Raw genomic sequence first — 26,202 nt, forward strand, 5'->3', positions numbered from 1 at the left:
TCTCCACTATAAATTCGGTCAACATGTGGTTGTGTACCTGTAATAAGGGCAAAAGGTGCTTTTTCAACTGCCCAGATTTGAATTTTTTCAGGTCCACACACTGCGGTTGACTACAAGATGGGGTCGCAACGGCATCCATCAAGGGGGATGGATAAAAAATTTTTTAATTTCACCCTGATTAGATCATAGACGGCATCGATGGCGCCCATTATGATGCCGCGCCCCGCCAGGGAGTATTGGCGTGGGAACCACTATTTCACCATATTAATGATGATTTTTTTGAGGACTTATGGGCAACACTAAGTTGGCTAATCCGGCTCCGCTGGGCCTGATGGGTTTTGGCATGACCACCATTCTGCTGAACCTGCATAATATCGGGATGTTCCCGATGGATGGCGTTATCCTGGCGATGGGCATTTTTTATGGCGGTATCGCACAGATCTTCGCGGGCCTGCTGGAATATAAGAAAGGCAACACCTTCGGTTTAACCGCATTCACCTCTTACGGCTCTTTCTGGCTGACCCTGGTCGCCATTCTGCTGATGCCGAAAATGGGCCTGGCCGATGCGGCTAATACACCGTTCCTGGGTGTCTATCTGGGCCTGTGGGGCGTCTTCACGCTGTTCATGTTCTTCGGCACGCTGGTAGGTAACCGCGCGCTGCAGTTCGTCTTCCTGAGCCTGACCGTGCTGTTCGCCCTGCTGGCAGTGGGTCACCTGGTGGATAACGGCGAAGCCATTATCCACGTGGCGGGCTGGGTTGGCCTGGTCTGCGGCGCCAGCGCCATCTACCTGGCAATGGGTGAAGTCCTGAACGAGCAGTTCGGTCGCACCGTTCTGCCGATTGGTGAAAAACACTGATCCCCTTTGTGCCCGCTCCGCGGGCACGAAATCTCTCCGGCGTTTATCCGCGAGCGGAGCTAGCCAGTTCCGGCACCTCTTTCTCTATCATCCCCTGCCGTAGCCAAATTCCCAGCGCCAGTCCCATCAACGAGAGCGCCAGCACATACCAGGCGGGTGCCATTGGCGACACGCCCATCAGCAGGGTTACGGCAACCGGCGTCAGGCCGCCGAAGATGGCGTACGAGACGTTATAGGAGAACGAAATACCGGTGAAGCGCACCTCTGGCGGGAAGGCGCGGACCATCACGTACGGCACAGCGCCCACCACACCCACGCAAAGCCCCACCGTGCCATACAGCAGGAACAGCTGTTCAGGATGGCTGCCCGCAAGATGGTAAAACGCCCAGCTCGACCCGGCCAGCAGCAGGCTGCCAATAATAAAGGTCAGGCTGGAGCTGATACGATCCACCGCCAGCCCGGCAATCAGGCAGCCGAAGCAGAGCATGATGGTGGCGATGCTGTTGGCCTGCAGCGTCACCGCCGGCGCAAAGCCGTACTGTTTTTGCAGCCAGACCGGCGACATCAAAATCACCACCACGATACCCGCTGAGAGCAGCCAGGTGAGCAGCATCGATACCACCACCGCCTTTCTGTGCCGCACCACCACCGCTTTCACCGGCAGCTCCTGCGCCAGCGCCTTACGCTGCTGCATCTCAAGGAATACCGGTGTCTCCTGCAGCCAGCGGCGCAGATACATGGCGACCAGGCCAAACGCGCCGCCCAGCAGGAATGGAATACGCCAGCCCCAGTCGTGTACCGCCTGTTGGGTCATGCTGGTATTCACCAGCGTCGCCACCACCGAGCCCAGCAGAATGCCGACGGTCAGCCCTGCGGTCAGCGTGCCGCAGGCGATGCCGATCCGCCGGGCCGGAACATGTTCCGCCACAAATACCCATGCCCCAGGCACTTCACCACCGATCGCCGCCCCCTGCAGGATGCGCATCAGTAAGAGCAGGATCGGCGCGAGAATGCCCATGGAGGCATAGGTTGGCAACAGGCCAATCGCCAGGGTGGGTACCGCCATCAGCAGGATGCTAAGGGTGAACATCTTCTTACGCCCGACCAGATCGCCGAAGTGGGCCATTACGATGCCGCCCAGCGGGCGCGCCAGATAACCGGCGGCGAAAATGCCAAAGGTCTGAACCTGACGCAGCCATTCGGGAATGTCAGGCGGGAAGAACAGCTCCCCGACGACAGCGGCAAAGAAGATGAAAATGATGAAGTCATAAAACTCCAGCGCGCCACCGAGTGCGGCAAGCGTGAGGGTTTTATAATCCTGACGAGTGAGAGGCCGGTTGTAATGTGACATAGCGAACCATTCTGGGCTTAATTATTGGATTATATTTACAGCGATCGTAAAGAAAAAATTACTATACCGTAAATCAATCAGCACGCTACTATCGTTACAGCTTATGTCACATTATTGTTAATTTCAGGAGATTGTTTCACGCCTCGCGCTTTTCGGGCGAAAAGCTGCTACCACCTGCGGATCGGTTTCGACATAAGGCCCTTCAAGAAGCTGTACACAATACGGTACACTGGCAAAGATCCCCGCTACCACAACTTTGCCGTCAGCCTCTTTAACCCCTTCCAACGTCTCTTTAATGGACTTCGGCTGGCCTGGTAAATTGAGGATCAGCGCCTGCTTGCGGATCACCCCGACCTGGCGTGACAGGATTGCCGTTGGCACAAAGTGTAGACTGATCTGGCGCATCTGTTCGCCAAAGCCCGGCATTTCGCGGTCGGCAATGGCAAGCGTTGCGTCCGGGGTCACATCGCGTCGTGCCGGACCGGTGCCGCCGGTTGTCAGCACCAGATGACAGCTCATTTCATCCACCAGTTCACACAGGGTTTGCTCAATGACGGCCTGCTCGTCCGGGATCAGACGGGTTTGTACTTCAAACGGCGTAGTCAGGGCAGACGCCAGCCAGGCTTCCAGCGCGGGGATGCCTTTATCTTCATAGACACCGCTGGAGGCGCGATCTGAGACGGAAACTAAGCCAATGCGTAAGGTATTCATATCCATTCCATTCAAACAATACAGATTAAGGGGAATGATACACGCAGGAAGGCGATTCAGACAGGGTATGAGAGAGGTAGCGTGACCGGGAGCCCGGTCACGCTGGAATGATTACAGCAGGTCGCCGATCATTTTTTCCAGTTTTTCCTGGTCGATGGCAAACTTACGGATACCGTCCGCCAGTTTGTCTACCGCCATTGGATCCTGGTTGTGCTGCCACAGGAACTCAGATTCAGTGATGCGCTCTGGACGGGCTTTCACTTCACCGCTGAAGCTCAGCTTACGCTCGATGGTACCTTCGCTTTCTGCCAGCTCTTTCAGCAGCGCAGGTGCGATGGTCAGACGGTCACAGCCAGCCAGTTCCAGGATTTCGCCCACGTTACGGAAGCTTGCGCCCATCACCACGGTTTCATAACCGTGCTGTTTGTAGTACTCGTAAATCTCGGTAACGGAAACCACGCCCGGATCTTCGGACGCCGCGTACTCTTTCTTGTCGGTATTGGCTTTGTACCAGTCCAGAATACGGCCAACGAATGGCGAGATCAGGTAAACGCCCGCTTCTGCACACGCACGCGCCTGGGCGAAGGAGAACAGCAGAGTCAGGTTACAGTTGATGCCTTCTTTTTCCAGCTGCTCTGCAGCGCGGATGCCCTGCCAGGTGGAAGCCAGTTTGATCAGGATACGGTCGTTGCTGATACCCGCATCGTTGTACAGTTTGATCAGGCGTTTGGCTTTCGCGATGGAGGCTTCGGTGTCGTAGGAGAGACGCGCATCCACTTCAGTGGAGATACGGCCCGGAACCAGTTTCAGGATCTCCAGACCGATGTTCACAGCCAGTTTGTCGGTAGCATCCACTACCTGCTGTGCGCGATCGCTGCTCTGGCTTTTCGCCCAGGCAACAGCATCGTCGATCAGTTTACGGTATTCAGGGATCTGTGCAGCGTTAAGGATCAGAGAAGGGTTCGTTGTGGCATCCTGCGGCTGGTACAACTTCATTGCCGCGATATCTCCGGTGTCAGCGACAACAGTCGTGAACTGACGAAGGGAGGTTAATTTATCCGTCATGATAGTGTTTCTCTTTAACTTGCCCTGGATAATTCGCGTTACCAGCAAGATGCCAGAAACGGAAAAATGACAGGTTTACTTGTTAGGGGGATGTAACCGGTCTGCCCTGATGATAACACGACGGAAGGTCAGCGCAACCGCAGACAATGCGCTGAAGGATACTGTGATAAACTCGGCAAAATAACAGATCACCCATTCACTGTTTGTTCAATCGCTCGAAGCGATTACCTATGCACTTTGGCATCAACACGAGGGACGTTAGTGCCTGATTATCTGTCGTTTATTAATGAAATCCTGTGGGGTTCGGTGATGATATACCTGCTTTTTGCGGCAGGTCTTTGGTTCACTGTTCGCAGCGGGTTTATTCAATTTAGCGCCCTTCCTCAACTGCGCATTAATCTGAAAAATAGCCTGAGCCCGCAGCCGGGAGGCTTAACCTCATTCCAGGCGCTCTGCACCAGTCTGGCGGCCCGGCTCGGCAGCGGTAACCTGGCCGGGGTCGCGCTGGCCATCTCCGCTGGCGGCCCGGGGGCAATATTCTGGATGTGGATGACCGCCATTATCGGTATGGCGACCTCCTTCGCAGAGTGCTCGCTGGCACAGCTATATAAGGAAGCGGATAAACAGGGGCAATTTCGCGGTGGCCCAGCCTGGTACATGGCCCGGGGTCTCGGCATGCGCTGGATGGGCGTGCTCTTTTCACTCTTTTTGCTCGTCGCTTACGGTCTTATTTTTAACACTGTCCAGGCCCACTCGGTGGCCCATGCGCTGCGCTTCGCCTTTGACTGCCCGGAAATCATCACCGGCGGCATGCTGGCCGCGTTCACGCTGCTGGTGATCGTCACCGGCATCAAAGGCGTCGCCCGGCTGATGCAGTGGATGGTGCCGGCGATGGCGCTGCTGTGGCTCATGACCAGCCTGATCATCTGCGCCTGGCATGCCGAACAGTTACCTGCCGTCTTCAGCCTGATCGTCAAAAGCGCCTTTGGCTGGCGCGAAGCAGCCGCCGGGGCGCTGGGCTACACTCTGAGTCAGGCCCTGACGGCGGGTTTCCAGCGCGGCATGTTTTCCAACGAAGCGGGCATGGGCTCAACCCCGAATGCCGCAGCCGCCGCCGCCTCCTGCCCCCCTCACCCGGCCTCTCAGGGGCTGGTGCAGATGATCGGCGTCTTCGTCGATACCATCATTATCTGCACCGCCAGCGCCATGATCGTGCTGCTGGCAGGGCCGATGGATCTGCCAGCAGATACCGCAGGCATACAGCTGCTGCAACAGGCGCTGATAAACCTGACCGGGGGCTGGGGAGCCGGATTTGTAGGGTTTATCCTTATCCTGTTCGCGTTCAGCTCCATCGTGGTGAATTACATCTATGCCGAAAATAATCTGATCTTTCTGCATCCCGATGCCCGGCGATCGCGCTGGGTATTACGGGGCGGCGTTGTGCTGATGGTGCTGCTCGGATCGCTGTTAAGCCTGCCGATGGTCTGGCAGCTGGCGGATATCATCATGGCCCTGATGGCCATCGCCAACCTGACAGCTATCCTGCTGCTCTCCCCGGTGGTGACCCTGATTGCCCGGGACTATCTGCGTCAGCGCAAGCTGGGCGTCCAGCCGGTCTTTGATGCCTCGCGTTATCCTGAGATTGAAGAACAGCTCGCCCCCGGCGCCTGGGATGATTTGCCGCGTCAATAACAGCCATCGATCAATCGAGGCGGTTTTTTTGTTAAAATCGCACCAAATCTCCTGCAAGGACTGGATATGCTGATTCTGATTTCACCTGCCAAAACGCTCGATTACCAGAGCCCACTTGCCACCGAGCGCTATACCCAGCCGGAACTGCTGGATCACTCGCAACAGCTGATCCACGAGGCGCGGAAACTTTCGGCTCCGCAAATTGCGACCCTGATGAGCATCAGCGACAAGCTGGCGGATCTGAATGCCACCCGTTTCCACGACTGGCAGCCCGATTTCACCCCATCCAACGCGCGTCAGGCGATTCTGGCCTTTAAAGGCGATGTTTATACCGGTCTGCAGGCAGAAACCTTTAGCGAAGCGGATTTTGATTTTGCCCAGCAGCATTTGCGCATGCTCTCCGGCCTGTACGGGGTATTGCGCCCGCTGGATCTGATGCAGCCTTACCGCCTGGAGATGGGGATCCGCCTGGAAAACGCGAGAGGGAAGGACCTCTATCAGTTCTGGGGCGAGACCATCACCGACACGCTGAACGCGGCGCTGAAGGCGCAGGGCGACAATGTCCTGATCAACCTGGCATCCGATGAATACTACAAATCGGTCAAACCGAAAAAGCTGAACGCGGAGATCGTCAAGCCTGTCTTCCTGGACGAGAAGAATGGCAAATTCAAAGTGATCAGCTTCTACGCCAAAAAAGCGCGCGGGCTGATGAGCCGCTACATCATTGAAAACCGTCTGACCCAGCCAGAGCAACTGAAAGCATTCGACAGCGAAGGTTATTTCTTTGATGAAGAAGCATCAGGGAAAGGTGAGCTGGTGTTTAAGCGCCACGAGCAGTAAAGCAAAACCCCGCCGGTTGGCGGGGTAATTTTAATGGTGCTTCCGGTCCGGTCCCGGACGGTGATCGTCATGACGATCGTGATGGCGATTATCGTGATGCTCGCCATGCGGATGCCAGCGATTGTCCCGCCACTCGTAGTGAGATTTCCACCAGTCATGGTCACGCCAGTGGCCGCCATCCCAGTAGTGTCCTTGCTTGTCCCGATCGCCAATTTGCAGTTTGACCGCCGGTACCAGGGTGATTTCAGAGGCCTGAGCCGCCATCGGAGCCACCAGCATCAGAGAAAGCGCGATCAGCACAGGTTTCAGTTTCGACATAGGTTACTCCTTATTGATCTTGCCCGTTGTGGGCCGATGTCAGGAGATTACGTGAGGGAGAGGTAGGATGTTATTCTCTGCAATCCTATTCTGTAAGTGTCCGCATTTATTGGGAATTTCTACTTTTTCCCTGCTATTTCTCTCCTTAATTTCTCCATAAAAAAGCCGGGTAACGCAGAGGTCCCCGGCTGGATTGTGCGGCCTGATGCCCAGCGGCGCTGTGCCTGCCGGGCCTACAATTCGAGCTCGTGTAGGCCGGGTAAGCGAAGCGCCACCCGGCAACAAACAATCACCCGCGCGTCATCATCAACTGGCGCAGCGCCGCAAAATCGGCCGGCAGGTTGTGCGACAGCAGCGGCAGATCGGCACGTTCGGCCAGCTCTTTCGGCAGCGGCAGGGAATCGCCCAGGATCGCGTCCACGCTCTCTTTGAACTTCGCCGGGTGCGCGGTGCCGAGGAACAGGCCGTACTCGCCCGGGTTCAGCTGATCGCGCAGGGCGCGATACGCCACCGCGGCATGGGGTTCAGAGATGTAGCCCAGCTGCTTCAGCTCACGCATGGTCTCTTTGGTGGTTTCGTCAGTCACCGCAGCGTAACCCAGCTCATTCAGACGCCAGATTTTACGGCGGAACAGCTCTTCCACACGCGGCCAGTTGTTAGGCTGTGAGACATCCATCGCGTTAGACAGGGTGGCTTGCGTCGCGTTTGGCGTCCACTTGCCCTCTTTCAGGAAACGAGGAACGGTGTCGTTGGCGTTGGTGGCCGCGATAAAGCGTTTCACCGGCAGGCCCAGAGACTTCGCCAGCAGGCCAGCTGTCAGGTCGCCAAAGTTGCCGCTCGGCACCGAGATCACCAGCTGATTACGCGCTTCCTGCGGCAGCTGGGCCACCGCTTCGAAGTAATAGCAGATCTGCGCCAGCAGGCGGCTGATGTTGATGGAGTTGGCGGAGTTCAGACCCAGCGCCACTTTCAGTTCTTCATCATCGAAGGCCTGCTTAACCAGCGCCTGACAGGCATCGAAATCCCCGTCGATAGCGACGGTTTCAATGTTGCCGCCGAGCGTACAGAAGAGTTTTTCCTGCAGCGGACTGATTTTACCCTGCGGGTAGAGGATCACGACGCGAACGTTTTTCAGGCCGTAGAAGGCATGCGCCACCGCCGCCCCGGTATCGCCGGAGGTGGCGGTCAGGATGGTTACTGGCTTATCACCGCTGATGTGAGTCAGCATCTGCGCCATAAAGCGGCCGCCAAAATCTTTAAATGCCAGCGTCGGGCCGTGGAACAGCTCAAGGCAGCCGACGTCCGGCTCGACCTGGCTTACCGGTGCCGGGAAGGCAAAGGCCGCGCGAACGCGCTCTTCCAGCAGCTCCTTCGGGATTTCGTCGCCAATAAAGGCGGAAAGAATTTTGGTGCTGCGGGTGACGAAATCCTCCTTCAGCATCTCGTCAATTTCGGTCAGACCGAATTCCGGCAGATCGTGCGGGAAGAACAGCCCCTGGTTTTTGCCCAGCCCCTGCGTTACTGCCTGTGCAAAACTTACCTGCTCGTTATGATCTTTAAGATTGTAGAGTTTCATCGTTTATCCCAGTACTCGTGCGCCCGCCGTATCCAGACGGCAAATATGAACAAAGCCTTCCTGATTTTGCAGGTAATTTTTCTCCAGCCAACCTGCCACCCGCTCAGCCGTATCCGGTTTGTCGCACAGCGCAAACAGGGTCGGTCCGGAACCGGAGATGCCGCAGGCCAGTGCGCCAATATCCAGCGCGGCGCTGCGTGCCTCGTCAAAGCCAGGCAGCAGTTTAGTGCGGTACGGCTCGGCAATAACATCTTTCATCAGTTTTGCTGCAAGCCCTGGCTGACGGGTATAGCAGGCATGAATAAAGCCCGCCAGATGACGGCCATGGGCGATGCAGTCCTGACGGCGATACTGCGCCGGCAGAATAGCGCGCGCTTCCGCGGTCGACACTTTGATGCCCGGATAGGCCAGCACCCACAGCCACTCATCAAAGCCTGGCACCTGCTGGCTGATGATGCCGTTCTCTTCGATCATCAACTGCATGCCGCCCAGGAAACAGGGGGCAACATTATCATAATGAATGCTGCCGGAGATGCGCCCTTCCAGCTCGCCCATCAGGGCCAGCAGGCGAGTGTTATTCAGCGGCTTGCCGCAATGTTCGTTCATCGCTACCAGCGCGGCGACGACGGAACAGGCGCTGGAGCCCAGCCCGGAGCCAATCGGCATGCTTTTTTCCAGCGTCATGGCAACCGGGACGTTTTTACCGATCTCCTGACAAAAACGCTCCCAGCACTGATAGACAATATTTTCCCGCGGCTCGCTCGGCAGCTTGCTGGCGAAACGCCCGACGTTGTTCAGACTGTAGCTGTCCGCCGCTTCTACCGTAACCGTATCACCCAGCAATGTGCCATTCACCGGCGTCACCGCCGCACCCAGCACATCAAACCCGACGCTCATATTGGCGCTGGAAGCCGGGGCATAAACTTTGACCATGTTAAACTCCTAACTTCCATGACAGGGTACGCAGCAGATCGGCAAACACGCCCGCCGCCGTCACATCATTCCCTGCGCCATAGCCGCGAAGGACCAACGGCAGTGGCTGATAATAGTGGCTGTAAAACGCGAGGGCGTTTTCGCCGTTTTTCACTTTGAACAGCGGATCGTTACCGTCGACCGCCGCCACTTTGACACGGCAGACGCCATCTTCTTCAATGTTGCCAACATAGCGCAATACCTTGCCTTCATCACGGGCTTTTGCGACCCGGGAAGCGAAAGCGTCATCCAGCTGCGGCAGATTCGCCATAAAGGTGGCGACATCGCCAGCGTGGTCAAAACTCTCCGGCAGAACCGGTTCAATGACGATATCCGACAGCTCCAGCTCACGTCCCGTTTCGCGGGCGAGGATCAGCAGCTTGCGCGCCACATCCATGCCGGAGAGATCGTCACGGGGATCGGGCTCGGTGTAGCCCAGCTCACGCGCCATTTTGGTCGCTTCCGACAGGCTCATGCCTTCGTCCAGCTTGCCAAAGATAAAGGAGAGCGAACCCGACAGAATGCCGGAGAAACGCTGCAGTTCATCCCCGGCATTGAGCAGGTTTTGCAGGTTTTCGATAACCGGCAGCCCGGCGCCGACGTTGGTGTCGTAGAGGAACTTACGGCGGGATTTCGCCGCCGCGTGGCGCATCTGATGGTAGTAATCCATCGACGAGGTGTTGGCCTTTTTATTCGGCGTGACCACGTGGAAACCTTCGCGCAGGAAGTCGGCATACTGATCGGCCACCGCCTGGTGGGAGGTACAGTCGACAATCACCGGATTCAGCAGATGATACTCTTTGACCAGGCGGATCAGACGGCCCAGATTAAACGGCTCTTTCGCCTCCGCCAGCTCCGCCTGCCAGTTCTCCAGATTCAGTCCATGGACGTTAGTCAGCAGGGCTTTTGAGTTAGCGATGCCGCAGACGCGCAGATCGATATGCTTTTTCTTCAGCCACTCCTGCTGGCGCTTCAGCTGCGCCAGTAACGCACCGCCGACGCCGCCGACGCCAATCAGGAACACCTCAATAACCTGATCGGTGTTAAACAGCATCTGGTGAGTGACGCGCACGCCGGTGGTCGCATCATCATTATTCACCACCACGGAGATGGAGCGCTCTGAGGAGCCCTGGGCAATGGCAACAATATTGATGTTCGCCCGCGCCAGCGCCGCAAAGAACTTCGCGGAGATGCCGCGCAGGGTGCGCATACCGTCGCCCACCACCGAGATAACGGCCAGGCGTTCCTGTATGGAGAGCGGCTCCAGCAGCTCCTCTTTCAGCTCCAGGTAAAATTCCTCTTCCAGCGCCCGGCGCGCACGCAGGCAGTCGGCCTGGTGTACGCAGAAGCTGATGCTGTATTCCGAGGAGGACTGGGTGATCAGCACGACAGAGATACCGTTGCGCGACATGGCCGCAAACACGCGCGCCGCCATGCCAACCATCCCTTTCATGCCTGGCCCGGAGACGCTGAACATCGCCATATTATTGAGGTTGGAGATGCCCTTTACCGGCAGGCCATCTTCATTGCTGCTGGCGCCAATCAGCGTGCCTGGCGCCTGTGGATTACCGGTGTTTTTAATCAGGCAGGGGATCTGGAACTGGGCGATAGGGGCGATAGTACGAGGGTGAAGCACTTTGGCGCCGAAGTAGGAGAGCTCCATCGCCTCCTGATAAGACATCGACTTCAGCAGGCGGGCATCGGGCACCTGGCGGGGGTCGCAGGTATACACGCCGTCGACGTCAGTCCAGATCTCACAACAGTCGGCCCGCAGGCAGGCAGCCAGCACGGCGGCGGAATAGTCGGAACCGTTACGGCCCAGCACCACCAGCTCCCCTTTTTCATTCCCGGCGGTGAAGCCCGCCATCAGGATCATGTGGTCGGCAGGAATTTTGCCTGCCGCAATGCGACGGGTAGATTCGGCAATATCTACGGTTGATTCGAGGTAATGACCAACAGCGAGCAGTTTTTCAACGGGATCGATCACCGTGACGTTATGGCCGCGCGCTTCCAGCAGGCCCGCCATAATGGCGATAGAGAGTTTTTCACCGCGGCAGATCAGCGCCGCGTTGATGCTGTCCGGGCACTGCCCCAACAGGCTAATACCATGCAGAACGTGTTTAATCTGAGCGAACTCTTGCTCAACGAAGGCTTTCAGTTGGGCGTGGGGAAAGCCAGGCTGTGCATCCGCCAGGCCCTGCAGCAGGCTGGCAAAGATCTGCTCAGCGTCGCTGATGTTCACCAGTGCATCCTGACCCCCGATGGTTTTCTCAATCATCGCCACCAGGTGATTAGTAATTTTAGCCGGGGCAGAGAGAACCGTCGCCACCTGCCCCTGCCTGGCATTACTCTCCAGGATATCGGCAACACGCAGAAATCGTTCTGCATTTGCCACTGATGTACCGCCGAACTTCAACACTCGCATGGTTGTTACCTCGTGATCTTTAGCCGAAAAAAAAGCCCGCACTGTTCAGGTGCGGGCTTTTTTCTTTTCTTTCCTGTACGCGTCAGCCCGCACCGTTACCTGTGGTAATGATGATGGTGGTGGTAATGGTGGTGATGCTGATGCGTTTCATGGATGTTGTGTACTCTGTCATTATTATCTGTCTGTGCTGTCTGACTCTATTGGTTAAAGCATACGTGCCGGTAAGTCAACGAATTTCTAATTTGATCACATTTTCCGGCCCTTTCACGTATCTCTGCCTGAGTTTTTATTTCCGTCCGGATCGGACCGTGCACAGCACATTTTTTGGAGCATTCAACCATAACAAAAAAGTATGACAGCGTTTTACTCTGCCAGTTTTTTTTCGATATCGTGCAGTAATCGGTGCAACATTGCCGTGTCTCGCTGACCTAACAGACCTAACCGCTGCTGTAGCCACTCCGCCATTTTCTGATCGTCGGCGACATTCAGCGAGGTCAGCAGGCGTTCGGTACGCGTACGCAAAGCAGAAAGCTGGTTTTCATCCACCTCAGCCGGAGGTGAAGCAGGATTTTGCATCAAGGATGCTAATTGATAGCAATACACCATCACGGCCTGACCTAAATTTAGCGACGGATAATCTGCCACCATCGGCACGCCGGTCAGCACGTCCGCAAGTGCCAGTTCCTCGTTCGTCAGGCCGGAATCTTCTCGGCCAAAAACCAGCGCCATGTTGGGCAGCCACTGGCTTTTTTCTGCCAGTAACGGCACCAGTTCAGCGGGCGTGGCGTAGTAATGAAACTTAGATCGGCTGCGGGCGGTGGTAGCGACGGTAAAAGAGATATCGTGCAGCGCGTCGGCCAGAGTTTCGTAAGTAGTTAATTTATCAAGGATATCTCCCGAGCCATGGGCAACCCAACGTGCCGCAGGTTCGTTGTGCGCATCGCTGGCGACAATACGTAAATCGGTAAACCCCATGGTCTTCATTGCCCGTGCGGCGGCGCCGATATTTTCTGCTCTTGCTGGGGATACCAGTACGATAGACAAATGCATTTATGCTCTCTTTTTAGGCAGTTAACCGATAAAAATGTGATACGCATCATCATATTACGCATCACGAATTTACAAATTCGCAACAGAAATCACCGAAATAGCGTTTCACTACAAATTAAAAATACTAAACTATTTCATGAATGAACTTTAAGGGATAATGTTAATGAATAACGCTTATCCCTATGTTTAATAATGATAATGATTTCTCAGGTTCAATGTTGACATTGGATTCACCTTGTTTATTAATTAACGGTCGCAACTAGTTGGTTTGTTGAAAATTTGTGACAAAGGCTAGCGATCCGCTACGATGATTTCATCAAACTGTTAACGTGCTACAATTGAACTTGATATATGTCAACGAAGCGTAGTTTTATTGGGTGTCTGGTGTCACTTAGCCTGTTATGTTGCTGTTAAAATGGTTAGGATGACAGCCGTTTTTGACACTGTCGGGTCCAGAGGGAAAGTACCCACGACCAAGCTAATGATGTTGTTGACGTTGATGGAAAGTGCATCAAGAACGCAATTACGTACTTTAGTCACGTTACGCCGGTCATGTTAATTTGTGGCATGTATCAGGCAGGTCAGGGACTTTTGTACTTCCTGTTTCGATTTAGTTGGCAATTTAGGTAGCAAACATGCAGACCCCGCACATTCTTATCGTTGAAGACGAGTTGGTAACACGCAACACGTTAAAGAGCATTTTCGAAGCAGAAGGCTACGATGTCTTTGAAGCGACCGATGGCGCAGAGATGCATCAGATCCTTTCTGAAAATGATATCAACCTGGTTATCATGGACATCAACCTGCCGGGTAAAAACGGCCTTCTGCTGGCACGTGAACTGCGTGAACAGGCGAACGTTGCGTTAATGTTCCTGACTGGCCGCGATAACGAAGTTGATAAAATTCTTGGCCTGGAAATCGGCGCGGATGACTATATCACCAAACCGTTTAACCCACGCGAGTTAACCATTCGTGCACGCAATCTGCTGTCCCGCACCATGAACCTGGGCACGGTCAGCGAAGAGCGTCGTAGCGTAGAGAGCTACAAATTCAACGGCTGGGAACTTGATATTAATAGCCGTTCTCTGGTGAGCCCGCAGGGCGACCAGTACAAACTGCCGCGCAGCGAATTCCGCGCCATGCTGCACTTCTGCGAAAACCCGGGCAAGATCCAGTCCCGTGCAGAACTGCTGAAAAAAATGACCGGCCGTGAGCTGAAGCCGCACGACCGTACCGTTGACGTGACTATCCGCCGTATTCGTAAACACTTCGAATCCACGCCGGATACACCAGAAATCATCGCCACCATTCATGGTGAAGGCTATCGTTTCTGCGGCGACCTGCAGGAATAATTCTGCACATAAGTCATAAAAAACGGCGCCCTGGCGCCGTTTTTTTATTTCCATAACCGCATCGTATCTTTATCCGTTGACCCGGATGGCGCCGTGCGCTTCGGCTGGGAGAGCGAGTACCAGTCAAAGTGGCGCGTGAGATACATTACCGCGAACAGGGCCAGCGCCAGCACCGCAGAGCCCAGCAGCAACGCACTCTCTTCTGAACGCAGCAGGAACCACATCACCACGTCCAGCCCCAGCAGCGCCAGTACAAACAGGCCACTTCGTTTCCAGCTTTTCAGCACTGCCTGCAGATAGACGCCGTTCATTAGCGCCCCCACCAGGCTGGCGATAATCCATGCGGGTGTAAAGCCCACATGCTCAGACAACGCCAGTAGCACCAGATAGAACAGCACCAGCGCCAGCCCCACCAGCAGGTATTGCATCGGGTGCAGCCGCAATCCGGTTAAAGTTTCAAAGACGAAGAAGGCCATAAACGTCAAAGCAATCAGTAAAATGGCGTACTTAATCGCGCGGTCGGTCAGCTGATACTGATCCGCGGGGGTCGCCACCGTGACGCTAAACGCCGGGATCGCACTCCATTCAGGGATCTCGTTGTCGTTGAACCAGCCCGCAAGATTGTTCGCAAACCAGCTGCTTTTCCAGTTTGCCTGGAAACCGGACGCGCTAATCTCGTGCTTAACCGGCAGGTAATTGCCCATAAAGCTCGGGTGCGGCCAGTTACTGTTCAGGGTCATTTCGCTGTTACGTCCCACCGGAACCACGGCAAAGCTGCCGGTACCGGCCAGATTGAGCGACATCTCCAGCGAGACGGTTTTTGCCGCCAGCGCGTGGTCGGTCAGTGGGATGTGAATGCCGGATAACGACCCGTACACCCCGGCGCCAGGCTCGATGCTTAACGTCTCACCATTGATTTTTGAGATGCTCACTGCCCCTATTCCGCGCGCATCCCCGACGCCGACCACGATAAACGGCTTGCCGAGCGTCATCGTCTCACCCTGCAACTCCGCCAGTTTTTCCGTCGTAAACTGCGCCTTAATGTTGAGATCGGTATTCCAGATTTGCCCGTCATAGATGCCGATATTGCGCGTCTGCACGTGCTGATTGCCCTCGACCAGTAGCGTCTCCGGCAGGATAAAGTGCATATAACGCTTCTTATACTCCACCTTTTTCGCCTCTTCCTGTTTGTAATAGACCTCCGTTACCGGAATGGCGATGAGCGGGCCCACCAGCTGCTGCGGGCCGCTGGTACTCTGGCGAAGGATGTTTTCGACCTCGTTGCGATAGCTCTCGCGCTCCGAAATCAGATTGCCCACCAGCATCAGTGGGACGAGTAACAGCAGAATGCACCCCAACAGGGTGCTGACTTTCCAGAACAGGGGGGATTTCATATCAGGTCTCCTTTGTGATGAGGAGAGCCTAACCAGGCTATGTGGGGCCAGTTTGAAGTTATGTGAAGGGACGGTGAAGTATCAGTGTGGCCGTCACGCCGCCGTCAGTCCGGTTGCGCAGATCGATGCTCCCCTGATGCAGACGCGCCACCTCCAGCACAAAGGCCAGCCCCAGCCCGCTACTTTTCAACCCGTTCTCGCGCGGGAGGGAGTAGAAGCGCTCAAAGATTCGCGCCTGCGCATAATCCGGGATGCCGCTTCCGTTATCCGTCACGGTGATGGTGACCTGCCTGAACGCCTGCGTAGCGGCAAGCTGGATCGCCCCACCCGGCGGGGTAAAGTCGATAGCGTTATCCAGTAAATTGCCCAGCGCCTGCTCAAGCAGATCGGCATCGCCCTCCACGCAGCACCCGCTCCTTTGCCAGTTCAGGGTGATGTTTCGGGAGGCCAGCGTCGCCGCGCGCGCATCGGCAAGGCGTGTAAACAGCGCATCAATGCTGACACTGACCGGAACGATCTCGACCCTGTTTTCCAGCCTGGCCTGAGCGAGAAGTTTTTCAACCAGCGACTGCATGCGCGCGTTCTGCGCCAGGATATTATCGATAAACCGCGCCGCCACCTGCGGCGGGGGCTGCTCTGCCAGGATCTCCGCCGCACCGCGGATCGCGGCCAGCGGGCTCTTCAGTTCGTGGGTGAGCGCATGCACATAATTTTCGATATCATTTTTTCCCTCCAGACGAACACGCATGTTCTCCAGCGCCTGCGCCAGTTTGCGCAGTTCACTGCTGCCCGGATCGGGCAACGGCAGCGGGGTATCATTGGTCACCGAGTCGGCATAGCGCGACAGGGTGTTAATCGAGCGGTTAATCCACCAGGCCACCGCCAGGCCAATGAGCAACGCAATCCCCAGCAGCGCGCCGCCGGCCCACAGGATCCGTCGCTCGCTGCGCTGGATCACCGGCGCCATCGCGCTATTGGGCTTGCCAACCGACAACACGCCGATAATCTTGCCCCGATCGACCACCGGCGCGGCAACGTACATGACCGTGCTCTCCGGATCCTGCGGATCGCTCGGCGTACTGCGGGCGCCATACTCCCCGCGCAGCGTCAGCCAGACGTCGTTCCAGCGCGCGTAATCCTTCCCCACGGCCAGACCGGCGGAATCAAATACCACCTGGCCGCGGGCATCGGTCATGTAGACGTGATACTCGTTACGCACCTTATGAATGCCGCCAATATTGGCGCGAAACGGGCGCTGGTGGAGCCGGGAAAAGGCCTGCGCCAGCTTGCCCTCCTGTGGGTTGCCTGCCAGCAGATCGTCTCGTCCCACTTCCGCCAGCAGCGTCGCGGTGTCAATCAGCGTGCCTTCGGTTGCCCTGCGCACGCCGGGCTTGATCTCCTGAACAAAGATCGACAGCACAAACCACGCGGCGATGGCCACAATCAGGAAGTATCCCAGCAACAGCCGCATGCCTATGCGCATTAATATAATCCCAGGCTATAGCCCATGCCGCGATGGGTGCTGATAGGTGAAAGCTGGTCATTCACTGCCCGCAGCTTGGCGCGCAGGGTTTTAATATGGGTATCCACGGTGCGATCGAAGCTGTCTCCCTCCTCCCCCCAGACTTTATCCATCAGTTGCTGGCGGGAATAGACGCGCCCCGGCGCGTTCAGCAGCGTTTTAAGCAGCAGGAACTCGTAGCGTGTCAGGGGTAATGGCTCACCAAACCAGCTGATTCTGGCGGCAGGTTCATTCAGTTCAAACTCGCCGATACGGACAATCTCTGAAGGCGCAGCGGACTTTTGCATGCGCCGTAAAATGGTCCGCACCCGAGCGCATACCTCCCGGGGCGAGAAGGGTTTGGCGACGTAATCATCGGCGCCGATCTCCAGACCGAGCAGCTTGTCCACTTCATCGCTGCGGGCCGTAAGGAACAGCACCGGTAGCGAAGGATGCCGGGCCAGCAGCTGACGGCAGAGCTCAAAACCGCTGATATCCGGCAGCCCCACGTCCAGGATGGCGAGCGCCGGGCTTTGTCGGCGCGCTTCCTCCAGCACCGGCAGGCCACGTTCAAAGGCCTTTACCGCAAATCCCTCCTGCTGGAGCATGTAGATCAGCGTATCGGCGATGCTGATTTCGTCTTCAACCAGCCAGACCACAGGTTGCTGCATGGCGTGTCCCTGAATTAATGCCACGGCATAATGGGCACCGCGCTGAGCGCGTTTTTCGGTGAACCTTCAACGACCTTGTCCGAGTAGGCCAGGTAAGCCAGTGCGTTACGCTTCGCATCATAGAAACGCACCACCTGCAGTTTTTTGAACACCAGCGAGGTGCGTTTCTGGAACACCACGTCGCCCTGCGCCTTACCGTTTTTGATCTTCTCGCTCAGCTCAACCGGCCCCACCTGCTGACAGGAGATTGCCGCGTCGGAGGTGTCTTCCGCCAGCCCAAGGCCCCCTTTTATCCCGCCCGTTTTTGCGCGGCTGATATAGCAGGTCACGTTTTTTACATCGGGATCGTCAAAGGCTTCGACAACAATTTTATGGTCCGGCCCGAAAACTTTGAACACGGTATCGACAGAGCCAATCTCCTCTGCCTGCACGGCGCGCCCCATTAATAACAGCAGCGTCGTGACGATCAATGTCTTGTATTTCATATTGTTACCATATTTGAAAATTGAACTGCGTAATTATTCAACAATCATATAAAAAAAGCAGCAAGATCACAGCATTAGAAAATATTCTCCTGGATCACCAGGAAAACCGCATTTAAGCGCAAAAAAAACACTGAATGCTAAAACATCAAAAAATGCTATTATCCGCTAACCTGTTAGCAGGGTACCTGCTGTATTAAGGATGAGGATAGTATATGGATCAGGCTGGAATTATTCGCGATCTTCTTACCTGGCTGGAAGGCCATCTGGATCAGCCGTTGTCACTCGATAATGTGGCGGCAAAAGCGGGATATTCTAAGTGGCACTTACAGCGGATGTTTAAGGATGTCACCGGTCATGCCATTGGTGCTTATATCCGCGCACGTCGCCTGTCCAAGTCCGCCGTGGCGCTTCGCCTGACTGCGCGTCCGATTCTGGATATCGCTTTACAGTACCGCTTTGATTCACAGCAGACCTTTACCCGCGCGTTCAAAAAACAGTTCTCGTTGACCCCTGCGCTCTACCGCCGCTCGCCGGACTGGAGTTCGTTCGGGATGTGTCCGCCGCTGCGCCTCGGCGAATTCACCCTGCCTCAGCATGAGTTCGTCACTCTGCCAGAGACGCACCTGGTCGGTACGACGCAAAGCTACTCCTGCTCGCTGGAGCAGATCTCCGAATTCCGTCATCAGATGCGCGTTCAGTTCTGGCGTGATTTCCTCAGCCATGCGCCGGCCATTCCGCCGCTGCTGTATGGCCTGAACGAGACGCGTCCAAGTCTGGAAAAAGATGACGAGCAGGAAGTGTTCTATACCACGGCATTAACGCCGGAAATGGCCAATGGCTATATTCAGGGGTCGAAACCGGTGGTGCTGGAAGGCGGTGAATATGTGATGTTCACCTATGAAGGGCTGGGTACCGGCGTGCAGGACTTTATCATGACGGTCTATGGCACCTGTATGCCGATGCTGAACCTGAACCGCAGAAAGGGGCAGGATATTGAGCGTTACTATCCGTCAACGGATGTTAAACCGGACGAACGCCCAATCGATCTGCGCTGCGAATACCTGATTCCTATCCGCCGTTAACGCTGCAGCTCATCTAACGCAGGGGCATCAAGATGCGAGATATCCCCTGCCATCTCCACAATCCAGCCTGACGCCAGCCACGGACTCTGCTGATAGTCGATGCGGGAAAGCGAGCAGTTGCGCAGACGCAGACGACGCTCCGCCCACGCTGGCAGGCCGAGGATGGTGCTGACCAGGCAGCCCAACGCCATTCCATGACTCACCAGCAGCGGCCGACTGCCCTCGGGAAGGTCCAGGCAGGCCCCCAGCGCCGCGTGCATACGCTCACTCAGCTCCAGCATCGATTCGCCCTGTGGTATACGGCCCTCTTCGGTGCCATTAACCAGCGTACGACGCCATGCCTCTTCCTCTTCGGTCAGGGTATCGATAAGACGCTTTTCCAGCACCCCCATATCCAGCTCACGCAGGCGGGCATCCACAGTGACATCGCAGCCGCAGGCCTGCGCGATAATCTCCGCTGTGCGTCGCGTGCGACCTAAATCGCTGGCGATGATATGGGTGATGCCCAGCGTTCTGGCGCGTTCGCCAACCTGCCGGGCCTGTTCCTCACCCTTGGCAGTAAGTGGACTGTCTGACTGGCCTTGAATACGTCGCTCGGCGTTCCACTGCGTTTCACCGTGGCGAACAAGGTATACCTGTAACATGCTTTTTTTCCGTTATACTGCGATGATATTTTTAGAGTTAGGCTTAATTATGCACCAGGTTGTCTCTGCTACCACTAATCCTGCCAAAATTCAGGCAATTCTAAGGGCATTTGACGAGATCTTCGGCGAAGGATCCTGCCACATTGCCTCCATCAGCGTCGAGAGCGGCGTGCCGGAACAGCCCTTCGGCAGCGAGGAAACGCGCGCTGGCGCACGAAACCGCGTAGCCAATGCCAGGGCCGCCTGTCCTGATGCGGACTATTGGGTGGCGATTGAAGCGGGCATTGACGAAGGCGCAACCTTTAGCTGGGTGGTTATCGAGAGCCGGGAGCAGCGCGGGGAAGCCCGCTCGGCCACCCTGCCGCTACCGGAGGTCATTCTGGATAAAGTGCGTGAAGGTGAAGCGCTCGGCCCGGTGATGTCGCAGTACACGGGCATTGATGAGATTGGGCGTAAAGAGGGCGCGATTGGGGTCTTTACCGCCGGGGCGCTGACGCGTTCAAGCGTTTACCATCAGGCGGTGATTCTGGCGTTGAGCCCGTTTCATAACGCGATATACCGCTAACCTGCGATCTGTGCCGGATGCGGCTTCGCCTTATCCGGCCTGGGTTTACCATCAGGCGTTTTTCAACAAGACCGCTTCCAGCCACTGGCGCAATTCAACCGGCGCCGATTTCAGGCTGTTCGATCCGCGGGTGATGGTCGCGATGCCTGCTCCCAGCTCGCTTTTCAGCTCACGCTGGCTCATCTCACCGCGCAGCAACTCTTCGATGATCCGCACCCGCGTGCCCAGCGCCTCGCGCTCGTCGGGAGTGAGCATCAGCTGCAGCAGCGGCAGATGCAGATCCTGTTCATAAGACTGGCGAAGCAGCTCCACAAAACGAAGCCACTCCTGATGCCGTTGTTCGGCCATCGCCGATGAATAAGGGGAATGCTGGGTCATGTTATGCCGCCTGTTGTACTCTTAAACGAGTACAAGCATAACATAACCCACACCGATCAGTAACGTCGCTGCCACTCACTGTCGCTCATCAGGGCATCTTTCTGTCCCATGAAGTAGCGATAGTAAGCATCATACGCCAGCACGTTCTTCACATAGCCGCGGGTTTCCGAGAACGGAATGCTCTCGACAAAAGCTACCGCGTCGATGCGCCCGGCGCTGTTGCCAAGCCAGGTGCGCACCCGTCCCGGGCCGGCGTTATAGGCGGCGGAGGCGAAGATGCGGTTATCACCGAACTGGTCATAGACGCTCTGCAGATAGGTGGTGCCGATGTTGATGTTGGTCTCTGGATCCAACAGCTGCGACGGACTGCTGTAGCCCGGTAGATTAAACTTCTTCACCGTATGGGCGGCGGTCGCAGGCATCACCTGCATCAGGCCGCTGGCACCCACCGGTGAACGCACTTTCGGGTTCCAGGCGCTCTCCTGGCGGGCAATCGCCATCGCATAGCTCTGGGGGATATCTTTCCCGCTGGTGTAACGATCGAAGAGATCTTTATAGGCCAGCGGGAAACGCTCCTCGAGATGATCCCACAGCTTGCCGGCGATCGTCGCCTGCACGCTAAGATCCCACCAGCGGTTATCGAAGGCATAGCGCGCCAGCTGGGCTTTTTCGTCGACGGTGCGGCTGGTGACCAGATTCGCCCATTCACTGCGGGCGGTGTTATCCAGATTCCAGTACATCAGCTCGCGCACCCGCGCCATCTCCGGACCATTCACCAGCGCCGCGTTGACGCCGGACGGCGCTTTATCAATCTTAAAGGTGTACTCTTCGCCCAGCCGCTGGGCCGCTGCCATCGGATAGAAACCACGCTGCTGCATCAGGGTATGCAGGATCGATTTCGCCTCGTCTTCGCGCCCGCGCTCCAGCAGGAGATCGGCCTGCCAGTAGCGCCACTCGTCCTTCTCTTTGGCCTCCATCGGCAGACGCGCCAGCCAGGTGTTCAGGCCGCGGCGGTCGCCGTTGCCCAGCGCCATCCGCACGCGTCGCTCCACCAGCGAGGTGGACTGGGAACGCATGATAGCGTCATCGCGCCAGCGCGCCTGTTCATCGGTGACATCGCTGCCCATCAGTCGCCACGCCACGATATCGCGCAGCGCCTGGATCTGATCCTCATTAAGCTGCTGGGCCTGGGCCAGCGTTGGGATCATCAGCCGCGCATTTTCAACGTCGTCCCGCGCCACGCTGGTAAAGGCCACCGCCGCCATCTGGCGGGTAAAATCGGTGGCACCCGTGTTGCGGGCAAAGTCCATCACCGTCCTGGGATCGTTCGCCAGCTGGATCAGGGCGCTGGAGATGGTCTGATACTCCGGCGGCATCTGCCCGGCGAGCGTGGTCACCAAACGGGTGTTGCCCGCTTTCATCGCCAGACGGATGCGCTCCAGATATGCTAAAGGATCCTGCTTGCCGGAGGCGCGCCAGGCGCCGAACAGCGAGTCGCAGGCGTTCGGCTGGCTTTTCCCGGTGAGCCATAGCGCTTTGGCGCCGTTCCAGGCCTCTTCCTGCTGGCCTGTCGCCCATTTTGCATAATAGTAGTTACACTGCGCTTCGGTAGTGCCCGGCTTCTCCGGGCTAAAGGCCAGCAGGCCGCGCCAGTCTTCACGACGCGCCAGCTCGTTGACAAAGCGCGACTGCAGGGTCCGCGCCGGAGGCAGCGTCGGGTTGGCCTGGATAAAGTTTTTGACGGTGATCGTCGGCTGGTTCATCAGGTCGTCGGTGAGCTGGCGGTATTCCAGATAGGGGTACAGCGGGTAATCTTTCAGCGTCGGCATCAGGGCCTGCACCGTCTCCATCTGTCGCTGATCCCATGCCTGTTTGATCTGGGCATAGCGGTTACGTTGTTCATCCAGTGAATCGGCTCGCGCCGCGCTGCTGATAGTCAGCACGCAGACGCTGGCAGCCAACAGTCGCCAGCCCACTTGTTTGGCTTTTACCACACGCTCATCCTCTGTTAATCGTCATAAAATGCAGCATCGTGCCGCGCAAAAACGTAATTAACTTATGCTAACCAGGCATCCCGCAACGCGCCACGTTACCGACACATTTTTACCTTTCTTGCGCGTTTTAACACTCCTGCCGTCGATGGCTGGGATTAGGCGGGGAAAAAGGCTACACTTCGCCACTATTCTCATCACGATAAAAGAGGCGAAGTCCAACGTGGCTCAATTCGTTTATACCATGCATCGTGTCGGCAAAGTGGTACCGCCGAAACGTCATATTCTTAAAAATATCTCGCTGAGCTTCTTCCCGGGCGCAAAAATTGGTGTGCTGGGTCTCAACGGTGCCGGTAAGTCCACCTTGCTGCGCATCATGGCGGGCATCGATACAGAGATCGAAGGTGAAGCCCGTCCGCAGCCTGGCCTCAAAATCGGTTACCTGCCGCAGGAACCGCAGCTGAACCCGGAGCACACCGTTCGCGAATCTGTTGAAGAAGCCGTTTCCGAAGTGGTTAACGCGCTGAAAGGTCTGGACGAGGTGTACGCGAAGTACGCAGAGCCGGATGCAGACTTCGATAAGCTCGCGGCCCAGCAGGGTAAATATGAAGAGATCATCCAGGCACACGACGGCCATAACCTGAACGTGCAGCTGGAGCGTGCGGCCGATGCCCTGCGCCTGCCAGACTGGGATGCAAAAATCGCCAACCTCTCCGGTGGTGAGCGCCGCCGCGTCGCGCTGTGCCGTCTGCTGCTGGAAAAGCCAGACATGCTGCTGCTCGACGAACCAACGAACCACCTGGATGCGGAATCTGTCGCCTGGCTGGAACGCTTCCTGCACGACTTCGAAGGGACCGTTGTGGCGATCACCCACGACCGTTACTTCCTCGATAACGTTGCCGGCTGGATCCTGGAGCTGGACCGCGGGGAAGGTATTCCGTGGGAAGGTAACTACTCCTCCTGGCTGGAGCAGAAAGATCAGCGTCTGGCGCAGGAAGCCTCTCAGGAAGCGGCCCGTCGCAAATCCATTGAGAAAGAGCTGGAGTGGGTTCGTCAGGGCACTAAAGGCCGTCAGTCTAAGGGCAAAGCCCGTCTGGCGCGCTTCGAAGAGCTGAACAACACCGAATACCAGAAACGTAACGAAACCAACGAACTGTTTATTCCACCTGGAGCCCGTCTGGGTGACAAAGTGGTTGAAGTCAGCAACCTGCGTAAATCCTACGGCGACCGCGTGCTGATCGACGATCTGAGCTTCTCGGTACCGAAAGGCGCGATCGTCGGCATCATCGGCCCGAACGGCGCGGGTAAATCGACCCTGTTCCGCATGATGTCCGGTCAGGAACAGCCTGACAGCGGCACCATCACCCTCGGCGAAACCGTGAAGCTGGCCTCCGTGGATCAGTTCCGTGACGCGATGGATAACAGCAAAACCGTCTGGGAAGAAGTTTCCGGCGGCCTGGATATCATGCGTATCGGCAACACCGAAATGCCAAGCCGTGCCTATGTAGGCCGCTTTAACTTTAAAGGGGTTGATCAGGGTAAACGCGTGGGCGAGCTGTCCGGCGGTGAGCGTGGTCGTCTGCATCTGGCAAAACTGCTGCAGGTTGGCGGTAACATGCTGCTGCTCGATGAACCGACTAACGACCTGGATATCGAAACCCTGCGCGCGCTGGAAAACGCCCTGCTGGAGTTCCCGGGCTGCGCCATGGTGATCTCCCACGACCGTTGGTTCCTCGACCGTATCGCGACCCACATTCTGGATTACCAGGATGAAGGTAAAGTGGAGTTCTTCGAAGGTAACTTCACCGAATACGAAGAGTACAAGAAACGCACGCTGGGCGCTGACGCGCTGGAGCCGAAGCGTATCAAGTACAAGCGTATCGCTAAGTAAAGGCAAAACGGCAACCCACTGGTTGCCGTTTTTATGTGTGCCGGGTGGCGGCTTCGCCTTACCCGGCCTACGGTTTTGTCGGCCCGGCAAGCATAGCGCCGCCGGGCAATTCGCGGCAGAGGGTCTACCCCTTCTCCCCCATCATCTCTTTCACCAGCTCCACGCAGCGCAGGAATCGGTTGTCATAGTCCGCCTCTTCCACATGCACAAAGTCGATATTATTCGCTTCAAGCATCTCCACCAGCATGGTCTGGAACTCTCTCCTGTCCACCGAACTGCCCAGGCTGCGCATCCCGTCCGCGACCCAGGGGGTGTTGTTCTCCAGCAGGATCACTAAGTCGAAGCGGTACTCGTCGATCAACGCCTGCACAAACGGGTGCTCGCGCCCTTCATATTTTTTACAGAACGCCTGGGTGGTGACGAAATCGGTATCGACAAACGCCACTTTATTGGCATATTTCACCGCAAAATCAATGTACTGGGCATGCCCCAACGCAATCTTGTCGTAGTCGGAATATTGCAGCGCCATCTCGTCGCCGCCGAGGTGCGAGAAGACGTAATCCCGGCCATACTCCCAGGCGCTGGTGGTGTTGAAGATGTTCGCCAGCTTGTTGACCAACGTGGACTTGCCGCTGGACTCGCCGCCGAGGATCGCCACGGTGCGCACGAAGAACGGCTTCACTTCCGTCGGGATGTATTCCCAGTAGCGGAACGGGTTTTCGCGGATCTGGGCGCCACTGATATTCATAAAGGTGCGTTTAGGGTCGATCAGCACCGTTTCGGTGCCCAGATGTTCGGGATATTGCGAAGCGTCAGACTCTTCAGATGTGTAGATCCAGTTCGGCTGGATCCCTTTCTCTTCCATAAAGGCTTTTATGCCGTTGCTCCAGACATCCCAGCCGTGGGGATAGGGCTCCATCCCCTCTTCGTTAAAGGCATGAATGCGGATATTTTTCTGGTACTTGAAGGTCTGTAACAGCCAGCGCAGGCGGTCCGGAACGGTGGGCTGCTGGGACATGGCGCTCGCTTCGAACAGCTCGCGGTCGCGCTTGTCGTCGTAGCCCATGATGATGTGCAGCTCGTCCACCTGGCTACAGGCGCGCTGGATGAGGTAGATATGTCCGGTATGCAGCGGATAAAACTTGCCGAACACCACGCCGATGTTCTTCTGCATACGTGGAAACTCAAGCCCCAGAAAGCGGTGCAGCGCTTCCAGCTTCTGCGCGCTGGGGCTTTTGATTTTGGCATTCAGCAGCTGGCTTAAATAGCCCTTGGTCATACCGCTGGCTTCCGCCACCTGCTGCAAGGTGCAGCCTTTCTGGCGGATCGCGGTCTTGATATAGTCAAATGACGACATAAATTACGGTGCCTCCTGCAACATCGAATAGA

Annotated in this window: 25 protein-coding genes and 1 other annotated feature; of the genes, 7 read left to right on the forward strand and 18 right to left on the reverse strand. The window is 56.5% G+C overall.

Features of this window, described 5'->3' with window-relative positions; genetic code table 11:
- The first annotated feature begins 289 nt into the window (after positions 1-289).
- Positions 290-859: an acetate uptake transporter gene (satP, locus tag DVA43_RS14355; RefSeq protein ID WP_114315923.1), complete on the forward strand. Its 570-nt coding sequence runs from the start codon at positions 290-292 to the stop codon at positions 857-859.
- A 43-nt stretch (positions 860-902) separates the two neighbouring features.
- Here the strand turns inward: satP and DVA43_RS14360 are convergent, their stop codons facing one another.
- From DVA43_RS14360 to tal, 3 genes are all read right to left on the reverse strand, one after another.
- Positions 903-2,210: an MFS transporter gene (locus DVA43_RS14360; RefSeq protein ID WP_114315924.1), complete on the reverse strand. Its 1,308-nt coding sequence runs from the start codon at positions 2,208-2,210 to the stop codon at positions 903-905.
- A gap of 123 nt (positions 2,211-2,333) precedes the next feature.
- On the reverse strand, positions 2,334-2,921 hold the full coding sequence (mog, locus tag DVA43_RS14365; protein ID WP_114315925.1) for a molybdopterin adenylyltransferase: 588 nt from the start codon (positions 2,919-2,921) through the stop codon (positions 2,334-2,336).
- A 111-nt stretch (positions 2,922-3,032) separates the two neighbouring features.
- Positions 3,033-3,986 carry a transaldolase gene (gene tal, locus DVA43_RS14370; RefSeq protein ID WP_114315926.1) on the reverse strand — a complete coding sequence of 318 codons (954 nt, stop codon included), beginning with the start codon at positions 3,984-3,986 and terminating at the stop codon, positions 3,033-3,035.
- Between the two features lie 261 nt (positions 3,987-4,247).
- Here tal and DVA43_RS14375 point away from each other — a divergent pair, with 261 nt between their 5' ends.
- Positions 4,248-5,678, forward strand: coding sequence for a sodium:alanine symporter family protein (locus tag DVA43_RS14375; protein WP_114315927.1), 1,431 nt, complete (start codon positions 4,248-4,250; stop codon positions 5,676-5,678).
- A gap of 66 nt (positions 5,679-5,744) precedes the next feature.
- Positions 5,745-6,518 (forward strand): peroxide stress protein YaaA, encoded by a 774-nt coding sequence (yaaA, locus tag DVA43_RS14380; protein WP_103823196.1) that lies wholly within the window; start codon positions 5,745-5,747, stop codon positions 6,516-6,518.
- A 30-nt stretch (positions 6,519-6,548) separates the two neighbouring features.
- Here the strand turns inward: yaaA and DVA43_RS14385 are convergent, their stop codons facing one another.
- The 7 genes from DVA43_RS14385 to yjjY form a co-directional block, all read right to left on the reverse strand.
- Positions 6,549-6,836: a DUF2502 domain-containing protein gene (locus tag DVA43_RS14385; RefSeq protein WP_103823195.1), complete on the reverse strand. Its 288-nt coding sequence runs from the start codon at positions 6,834-6,836 to the stop codon at positions 6,549-6,551.
- Positions 6,837-7,125: 289 nt separating this feature from the next.
- Positions 7,126-8,412 carry a threonine synthase gene (thrC, locus tag DVA43_RS14395; RefSeq protein WP_114315929.1) on the reverse strand — a complete coding sequence of 429 codons (1,287 nt, stop codon included), beginning with the start codon at positions 8,410-8,412 and terminating at the stop codon, positions 7,126-7,128.
- A gap of 3 nt (positions 8,413-8,415) precedes the next feature.
- Complete coding sequence (thrB, locus tag DVA43_RS14400; protein WP_114315930.1) at positions 8,416-9,345, reverse strand: homoserine kinase; 930 nt, start codon at positions 9,343-9,345, stop codon at positions 8,416-8,418.
- A gap of 1 nt (position 9,346) precedes the next feature.
- A complete protein-coding gene (gene thrA, locus DVA43_RS14405) occupies positions 9,347-11,809 on the reverse strand; it encodes a bifunctional aspartate kinase/homoserine dehydrogenase I (RefSeq protein ID WP_114315931.1) in 2,463 nt (820 codons plus the stop codon).
- A 25-nt stretch (positions 11,810-11,834) separates the two neighbouring features.
- Positions 11,835-11,953 (reverse strand) — a sequence feature (Thr leader region).
- Entirely contained in the window at positions 11,892-11,960 is a 69-nt protein-coding gene (gene thrL / locus DVA43_RS14410; RefSeq protein WP_103181027.1) for a thr operon leader peptide, read from the reverse strand. (Overlaps the previous feature by 62 nt.)
- Positions 11,961-12,172: 212 nt before the next feature.
- Positions 12,173-12,859, reverse strand: coding sequence for a tRNA/rRNA methyltransferase (locus DVA43_RS14415; RefSeq protein WP_114315932.1), 687 nt, complete (start codon positions 12,857-12,859; stop codon positions 12,173-12,175).
- 399 nt (positions 12,860-13,258) lie between these two features.
- On the reverse strand, positions 13,259-13,399 hold the full coding sequence (yjjY, locus tag DVA43_RS14420) for a protein YjjY (protein WP_001541509.1): 141 nt from the start codon (positions 13,397-13,399) through the stop codon (positions 13,259-13,261).
- A 95-nt stretch (positions 13,400-13,494) separates the two neighbouring features.
- Here yjjY and arcA point away from each other — a divergent pair, with 95 nt between their 5' ends.
- A complete protein-coding gene (arcA, locus tag DVA43_RS14425) occupies positions 13,495-14,211 on the forward strand; it encodes a two-component system response regulator ArcA (RefSeq protein WP_039030451.1) in 717 nt (238 codons plus the stop codon).
- Positions 14,212-14,255: 44 nt separating this feature from the next.
- Here the strand turns inward: arcA and creD are convergent, their stop codons facing one another.
- Genes creD through creA form a run of 4 tightly spaced genes read right to left on the reverse strand, consistent with a single transcriptional unit; the run spans position 14,256 to position 18,262 of the window.
- Positions 14,256-15,605, reverse strand: coding sequence for a cell envelope integrity protein CreD (creD, locus tag DVA43_RS14430; protein ID WP_114315933.1), 1,350 nt, complete (start codon positions 15,603-15,605; stop codon positions 14,256-14,258).
- 58 nt (positions 15,606-15,663) lie between these two features.
- Positions 15,664-17,088: a two-component system sensor histidine kinase CreC gene (gene creC, locus DVA43_RS14435; RefSeq protein ID WP_114315934.1), complete on the reverse strand. Its 1,425-nt coding sequence runs from the start codon at positions 17,086-17,088 to the stop codon at positions 15,664-15,666.
- Entirely contained in the window at positions 17,088-17,777 is a 690-nt protein-coding gene (gene creB / locus DVA43_RS14440; RefSeq protein WP_103178191.1) for a two-component system response regulator CreB, read from the reverse strand. Before creB ends, creC begins: the two co-directional genes overlap by 1 nt.
- 14 nt (positions 17,778-17,791) lie before the next feature.
- Complete coding sequence (creA, locus tag DVA43_RS14445) at positions 17,792-18,262, reverse strand: protein CreA (RefSeq protein ID WP_103823187.1); 471 nt, start codon at positions 18,260-18,262, stop codon at positions 17,792-17,794.
- Between the two features lie 212 nt (positions 18,263-18,474).
- Between creA and robA the strand changes: the two genes are divergently transcribed.
- Positions 18,475-19,344, forward strand: coding sequence for an MDR efflux pump AcrAB transcriptional activator RobA (robA, locus tag DVA43_RS14450; protein WP_103823186.1), 870 nt, complete (start codon positions 18,475-18,477; stop codon positions 19,342-19,344).
- On the opposite strand, the gene gpmB is transcribed toward robA, so the two are convergent.
- A complete protein-coding gene (gene gpmB / locus DVA43_RS14455) occupies positions 19,341-19,988 on the reverse strand; it encodes a 2,3-diphosphoglycerate-dependent phosphoglycerate mutase GpmB (protein ID WP_114315935.1) in 648 nt (215 codons plus the stop codon). The genes robA and gpmB overlap by 4 nt on opposite strands.
- A 49-nt stretch (positions 19,989-20,037) precedes the next feature.
- On the opposite strand from gpmB, the gene yjjX reads away from it, so the two are divergent.
- Positions 20,038-20,553 (forward strand): inosine/xanthosine triphosphatase, encoded by a 516-nt coding sequence (gene yjjX / locus DVA43_RS14460; RefSeq protein WP_114317148.1) that lies wholly within the window; start codon positions 20,038-20,040, stop codon positions 20,551-20,553.
- Positions 20,554-20,604: 51 nt separating this feature from the next.
- Here the strand turns inward: yjjX and trpR are convergent, their stop codons facing one another.
- Entirely contained in the window at positions 20,605-20,931 is a 327-nt protein-coding gene (gene trpR, locus DVA43_RS14465) for a trp operon repressor (protein WP_114315936.1), read from the reverse strand.
- A 56-nt stretch (positions 20,932-20,987) separates the two neighbouring features.
- Positions 20,988-22,925: a murein transglycosylase gene (gene sltY / locus DVA43_RS14470; RefSeq protein WP_114315937.1), complete on the reverse strand. Its 1,938-nt coding sequence runs from the start codon at positions 22,923-22,925 to the stop codon at positions 20,988-20,990.
- 220 nt (positions 22,926-23,145) lie between these two features.
- Between sltY and ettA the strand changes: the two genes are divergently transcribed.
- The gene (gene ettA, locus DVA43_RS14480) at positions 23,146-24,813 is read left to right on the forward strand and encodes an energy-dependent translational throttle protein EttA (RefSeq protein ID WP_103178185.1); all 1,668 of its coding nucleotides are present in this window, start codon (positions 23,146-23,148) and stop codon (positions 24,811-24,813) included.
- 124 nt (positions 24,814-24,937) lie between these two features.
- On the opposite strand, the gene nadR is transcribed toward ettA, so the two are convergent.
- Positions 24,938-26,170 (reverse strand): multifunctional transcriptional regulator/nicotinamide-nucleotide adenylyltransferase/ribosylnicotinamide kinase NadR, encoded by a 1,233-nt coding sequence (nadR, locus tag DVA43_RS14485; RefSeq protein WP_103178184.1) that lies wholly within the window; start codon positions 26,168-26,170, stop codon positions 24,938-24,940.
- Positions 26,171-26,202 lie beyond the last annotated feature (32 nt).

This window comes from Leclercia sp. W6 (assembly GCF_003336345.1).
Classification (GTDB): Bacteria; Pseudomonadota; Gammaproteobacteria; order Enterobacterales; family Enterobacteriaceae; genus Enterobacter.